The sequence below is a fragment of the Aeromonas media genome (assembly GCF_000819985.1).
GTDB classification, from domain to species: domain Bacteria; phylum Pseudomonadota; class Gammaproteobacteria; order Enterobacterales; family Aeromonadaceae; genus Aeromonas; species Aeromonas media.
This window is the reverse complement of record NZ_CDBZ01000048.1, coordinates 335-4649: the sequence shown is the minus strand read 5'-3', so window position 1 is coordinate 4649 and position 4315 is coordinate 335. Positions and strand designations below refer to the sequence as shown.

The 4315-nt window shown below is 59.4% G+C and carries 6 protein-coding genes; all 6 read right to left on the bottom strand.

Annotation, left to right across the window (positions count from 1 at the left end; translation table 11 throughout):
* Positions 1-828: Hpt domain-containing protein (locus tag BN1127_RS03895; protein WP_042648574.1), on the bottom strand; the 828-nt coding region annotated here is incomplete at its 3' end.
* Positions 829-839: 11 nt separating this feature from the next.
* Positions 840-1580, bottom strand: coding sequence for a protein phosphatase CheZ (locus BN1127_RS03890; RefSeq protein WP_025326257.1), 741 nt, complete (start codon positions 1578-1580; stop codon positions 840-842).
* Positions 1581-1592: 12 nt separating this feature from the next.
* Entirely contained in the window at positions 1593-1964 is a 372-nt protein-coding gene (gene cheY / locus BN1127_RS03885) for a chemotaxis response regulator CheY (RefSeq protein ID WP_425266319.1), read from the bottom strand.
* 123 nt (positions 1965-2087) lie between these two features.
* Entirely contained in the window at positions 2088-2807 is a 720-nt protein-coding gene (locus tag BN1127_RS03880; RefSeq protein WP_025326255.1) for an RNA polymerase sigma factor FliA, read from the bottom strand.
* A complete protein-coding gene (locus BN1127_RS03875) occupies positions 2800-3675 on the bottom strand; it encodes a MinD/ParA family protein (protein ID WP_025326254.1) in 876 nt (291 codons plus the stop codon). Before BN1127_RS03875 ends, BN1127_RS03880 begins: the two co-directional genes overlap by 8 nt.
* Before the next feature lies 1 nt (position 3676).
* Positions 3677-4315, bottom strand: a 639-nt coding sequence (locus BN1127_RS03870; RefSeq protein ID WP_042648576.1) for a flagellar biosynthesis protein FlhF, incomplete at its 5' end; no start/stop codon positions are given.

Sequence of the window (4315 nt, the reverse complement as noted above, 5' to 3'; positions counted from 1 at the left end):
AGCCTTGGGCTCGGGAGCCGGTGCAGCCACCATGCTGTGCTGCGGCGCCTGGCCACGGCCATGTAATTCATCCAGCAGGCGTTCGAACTCGTCGTCGTCGATGAGCTCGTCTACCTCTTTTTGTACCGATTGCAGCGGGGAAAGATCCGGGGCACCGCCGTGTTGGCCCTGGCCGTGCAGCTGATCGAGCAAGGCCTCGAACTCATCGTCCGTGATGTCGCCCGAGCCGCTCAACACGGGGGCGGCAGACACCGTCGGCGCCTTGCCGGCACCGTGCAGTTCATCCAGCAGGCGCTCGAATTCGTCGGCGGAGATCTCGTCGATGGAGCCGCCACCGTTGACGGCAACAGGCGCACTCTCGGCGACGATGACGGGTTCGGGCTCGGGTTCTGGCTGCTGCGGGGCGGCAACGCTGGCGGTACGCAGTTGCTCCTGCCCTTCGGGTTTGCACAACTCGTGCAGATCGTGCAGCAGATCGGCAGAGGCCGGGCTGGTCGGCTCCCGGTTCTGCACCTGGGCAAACATGACGTTGATGGCATCAAGGGCCTGCAAAATGACATCCATCAGCTCGGCACTGAGGGTTCGCTTGCCGTTGCGCAGCATGTCGAACAGGTTCTCGGCACCGTGGCAGACGTCCACCAGCTCGGTCAGGGAGAGGAAACCCGCTCCCCCCTTGACGGTGTGGAAGCCGCGAAAGATGGCATTCAACAGATTCTTGTCATCGGGCCGCTTTTCCAAGTCGACCAGTTGTTCAGACAACTGTTCCAATATTTCTGATGCTTCGACCAAAAAGTCTTGCAGTATGTCTTCATCAACTTCGAAGGCCATGCGTCACTCCATTAGAATCCCAGGCTAGACAGCAGATCGTCCACATCATCTTGACCATTGACCACATCGGACCTTGTCTGCGGGTTCATGATGGGGCCTTCTGCCTCGATGCCGCTCGCTGGCAGGCTGCGCGCCGAATTCTCGATGACGGCCTCACCAAACATGGTCAGCATCTCTATCAACTTTGTTTCAACTTCCTGCACCAGCTTGATCACCTTGCGGATCATCTGACCGGTCAAGTCCTGGAAATCCTGAGCCATCAGGATTTCAGTCAGCAGTTGTCGTAACTTATCGGCATCCGTCTCCGAAGCCTTAATAAAATCATTCAGTTGATGGCAGAGTGCCTTGAACTGGCCCAGTTCAAGATCCCGGCTCATCAAGGCATTCCAATTGGGCATCACCAGCTGAATGTTGTCATTGAGCCGATCGGCGATGGGAAGGCTGGCCTCTACCGCATCCATTGTGCGATTGGCCGCCTTGTCCGTCATGTCGATGACATAGCTGAGACGCTCCCGGGCATCCGGGATCTCGTGGGTGGCCAGGTCGGGGATCCTGGGATCCAGGCGAAAATCTTGCAGTGAGTTGTGTAACTGACGGGTCAGCTGCCCCACCTTGTCAAACAGGGCCGCCGCATTGGGGGCGCACACATCGGCGAGGATGGTATCGGCCTGTTCAAACTCTTCTCGCTCCAGGTGGGCAACCAGCATCCTTGCCTGTTCAAGCGAGATCATGGCACTCGTTTTGGCCTTCATCCCTGCCGCTCCTTAGCCGATTCGTTCAAAGATCTTGTCGAGCTTCTCTTTGAGGGTGGCGGCAGTGAACGGCTTGACGATATAACCATTGACCCCGGCCTGGGCGGCTTCGATGATCTGCTCGCGCTTGGCTTCCGCAGTCACCATCAGTACCGGCAGGTGCTTGAGTTTGTCATCGAGACGGATCGCCTTGAGCAGGTCGATACCCTGCATGCCGGGCATGTTCCAGTCGGTGACCACGAATTGATAATCGCCGTTTTTCAACATTGGCAGGGCCGTGTTGCCATCGTCTGCTTCATGGGTATTGTTATATCCCAGGTCACGCAGCAAGTTCTTGATAATCCGGCGCATCGTTGAAAAATCGTCGACGATGAGGATTTTCATGTTCTTGTCCAAAATTCCCTCCTAAATAGCCGCCAAAACGGCTCACTTACATGATGCAGATCGCAGGTTTTATGGTGCGGATTATGCCTTAGAGTTGCGTTCCAGTGTAGCCAGTACAACCACTTATAAATTCCAATCTCTCAGACGGGCCCGCAGCCTGTGCATGGCCTGGCTGTGGATCTGGCTCACCCGAGACTCGCTGACGCTCAGGACTTCCCCGATTTCACGCAAGTTCAGCTCTTCGTCGTAATACAGTGACAGCACCAGGGCTTCCCGTTCGGGCAGGCGGGCGATGTGCTCGGCCAGGGCGCCCTGGAAGCGCTCGGCCGCCAGATCGTCGAAGCCGCCGTGACCGCTGGCGTCATCGGGATGCCCTATCACATCCTCACTGACCCCGAGATCCTCGATGCCGATGATCTTGCCGCAGGAGACATCCTGCAGCATGGCATGGTATTCGCCAAGGGAGACCCCCATGTTGGCGGCCACCTCGGTGTCTCTGGCATCCCGGCCATGGGCCTGCTCCACGTTCTCGATCGCCTCGGCGATGGCACGGCTGTTGCGGTGCACCGAGCGGGGCACCCAGTCCCCGCGGCGGATCTCGTCGAGCATGGCGCCGCGGATGCGGATGCCGGCATAGGTTTCAAAGCTGGCGCCCTTGCTGCCGTCAAAGTTGCGGGAGGCTTCGAGCAGCCCAATCATACCTGCCTGGATCAGGTCATCCAGCAAGACACTGCTTGGCAGGCGAGCCAATAAATGCTGGGCAATCCGCTTGACCAGGGGAGCGTGACGCTCCACCAGCACGTAGGAATCCTGATGACGCAAGTATGCTTGGGCTTTATTCACGGGAGTCTTCCTGTGCTATGACCGGCTTTTGCAATAAATTTTCCAGGAAAAATTCGAGGTGTCCCCCCGGTTGGTTCGGGATGGGCCAGCTCGCCGCCTTGTTCGCCAGGGCACGGAATGCCAGGGAGGCGGGCGACTTGGGGAACGCCTCGACGATCAACTTCTGCTTGCGCACCGCGGCCCGCAGGTTGGTGTCGTAAGGCACACATGCCACCAGCTCGAGGGAGGTGTCCAGGAAGCGGTCGGTGACCCGGGTCAACTTAGCGAAGAGCTCCTGTCCCTCGCGCAGGGAACGCACCATGTTGGCCACCACCTTGAAGCGGAACACCCCGTGATCCTTGGAGAGGATCTTGATGAGGGCATAGGCATCCGTGATGGAGGTGGGCTCGTCGCACACCACCACCATGATGTCCTGGGCCGCACGGGTGAAGCTCAACACCATGTCGGAGATCCCCGCCGCCGTGTCCACCAGCAGCACGTCCACCTGGGTCTTCATCTCGCTGAAGGCGCGGATGAGCTCGGCATGTTGCACCGGCGACAGCTCGACCATGGACTGGGTGCCCGAGGTGGCCGGCACTATCATCATGCCGTAGGGCCCCTCGACGATGATGTCGTCTATGGTGCACTCCCCCGCCAGCACATGGGAGAGGTTGCGGTGCACCCGCAGCCCCAGCATGACGTCGACGTTGGCCAGACCAAGGTCGGCATCCAGCACCAACACCCGCTTGCCCTGGGCGGCCATGGCTCCCGCCACGTTCAGGGTCACGTTGGTCTTGCCAACGCCCCCCTTGCCTCCAGACACGGCGATCACTTTCACTCGATTGTTTTGACGCATTTTGCGCAGACCACTCGCCTGATCCATATACATGTTACTCATAAAACTCCGAATCTTCGGCCTCGCCAAAGCCTGAACCCCAGAAGTAAGGGTCTTCTGTTTCCCGCTCCAGCGAGCCCATGGCCGCGCCAACCAGCAGCGCCGCATTGGCAACTTGAATATCTTCCGGCACCCGCTGTCCATCTGTGATGTAGCTGATGGGCAGGGCGTTCTGAATGCATACGTTAATCACTTCACCCAGATTCAGGCTCTCGTCGAGCTTGGTCAGGATGCACCCGGAGAGCGGAATGCGCCTGAAGTGATCCACCGCCTCCTGCATCACCCGGCGCTGGGAGGTGGCCGACATGACCAGGTAGCTGCGAATGCGCACCTTGGCATTCTTGACCAGGGTGTCGAGCTGCTCGGTCAGACGGATATCCCGCTGCCCTACCCCGGCGGTATCGATGAGCACCAGCCGGCGGTTGCGGAACTGATAGAGCGCATTGGCGAGCTCCTCGGCATCGCGCACCTGACGCACCGGGCAACCCATGATGCGACCATAGGTCTGCAGTTGTTCGTGGGCCCCGATCCGGTAGTTGTCCGTGGTGATGAGAGCCACCTGCTCGGCGCCATACTTCATGGCAAAGCGGGCCGCCAGCTTGGCGATGGTGGTGGTCTTGCCCACCCCGGTCGG

What these genes read in the sequence shown, in the direction of transcription:
- BN1127_RS03890 (WP_025326257.1), bottom strand. Translation starts at nt 1,580, where the DNA reads ATGAAGGCCAAAACGAGTGCCATGATCTCGCTTGAACAGGCAAGGATG.
- BN1127_RS03875 (WP_025326254.1), bottom strand. Translation starts at nt 3,675, where the DNA reads ATGTATATGGATCAGGCGAGTGGTCTGCGCAAAATGCGTCAAAACAAT.
- cheY (WP_425266319.1), bottom strand. Translation starts at nt 1,964, where the DNA reads ATGAAAATCCTCATCGTCGACGATTTTTCAACGATGCGCCGGATTATC.